At 50.2% G+C, this 1,432-nt stretch carries 2 protein-coding genes; both read left to right on the top strand.

What is annotated here, in order from left to right; genetic code table 11:
• On the top strand, positions 1 to 405 hold a 405-nt coding region (locus tag QVA83_RS00905), incomplete at its 5' end, for a trimeric intracellular cation channel family protein (protein ID WP_287498006.1).
• A 208-nt stretch (positions 406 to 613) separates the two neighbouring features.
• On the top strand, positions 614 to 1,432 hold an 819-nt coding region (locus tag QVA83_RS00910; RefSeq protein ID WP_287498007.1), incomplete at its 3' end, for a magnesium chelatase domain-containing protein.

Raw genomic sequence — 1,432 nt, forward strand, 5'->3', positions numbered from 1 at the left:
GCCGCCTTTATACCCATTATATGGCTGCGTATTAGTCCGCGCTTTCCTTTTCACTATTTATTGATCGCCGATGCTTTCGGGCTCGCGCTTTTTAACGTAGTTGGCATAGAGAAAGCCTTAGCCAACGACACAGGCATGGCCGTGGCGGTTGCCATGGGCACCATTACCGGCGTGTTTGGCGGTCTGTTACGGGACGTTATTTGCCGAGAGGTACCGCTGGTACTCAACGGCGAACTGTATGCCATGACCTGTATTGCAGGGGGCGTGGTTTATGGAATAGGCATGCAAATGGAACTCGCCACACAGTGGTGTGGTATTGCGGCCCTTGTCACAACCGTACTGTTTAGGCTTGGCGCCATGCGCTGGCATTGGCAGCTGCCCGTTTTCTACAACGACCACCACTAGCACTAGCCTAAGTTTGCTGAGCAGGATCATTACATGCCAAGCGTTTTATGCACTCTCAGTAGATCCCATCGTTAGTACAGTTACATCTTATCCCGACTCTCTCTAAAGTTTACGCCGACTGCGTTGGCTTACATTTTTACCGCGCTGACACGTTTGCGTTTCATAACCACGAATCATAAGTATTCAGCGAGAGGAGGTTGTTTAGATTATGGGAATGGCTGTTGTTAAAACCTTTGCAGGGCAGGGCGTGGCAGCGCCAGAGGTAAGTGTAGAGATTCACCTAGCTAATGGTTTACCTGCTTTTCAACTGGTCGGCATGGCAGAAACCAGCGTTAAAGAAGCGCGAGAAAGAGTACGCAGCGCCCTGATAAACAGTGGTTTTGAGTTTCCCGCAAAACGAATAACCGTCAATTTAGCGCCAGCAGATATTCCCAAGTTTGGCGGGCGGTTCGACCTTCCCATTGCCGTAGGCATTTTAGCTGCGTCGGGCTACATCTCAGACATTAGCCTACTTAACATTGCCTTTGTGGGCGAGCTTGCATTAAACGGTGAAATAAAGCCGGTTAACGGGCTTATTCCTGTTGTCATGGCAGCCGCAAATGAAGATATTGCGCTCGTATATCCGGGGGATAATGACGTAGAGGCTGCATTGGTTTCTCACGCAACGCGCTATCCCGCTTTCGATTTACTGTCTGTTTATGAACACCTTACCGGCAACAAAAAACTCGTCAAAGGCCAGCCGTTTACCTCACGGGCGCCTAACAAAACCTTAACAGGGTGGGATGACATTATCGGCCAAGAGCAGGCCAAACGAGCGCTTATTATCGCGGCAAGTGGTGCACATAATCTTTTGATGGTTGGCCCTCCAGGCACAGGCAAAAGTTTACTCGCCAGCCGAATGCTATCGCTATTACCCGATATGAGCGAGGAAGAAGCGTTGGAAGTGGCTGCCATTCACTCTGTGAAAGGCGAAAAACTGCATGCAGAGCGTTTTCTAACTCGCCACCTCCGCTCGCCCCATCATACT

The organism is Alteromonas sp. AO-Serp, from assembly GCF_017849675.1.
GTDB lineage: Bacteria > Pseudomonadota > Gammaproteobacteria > Enterobacterales > Alteromonadaceae > Alteromonas > Alteromonas macleodii.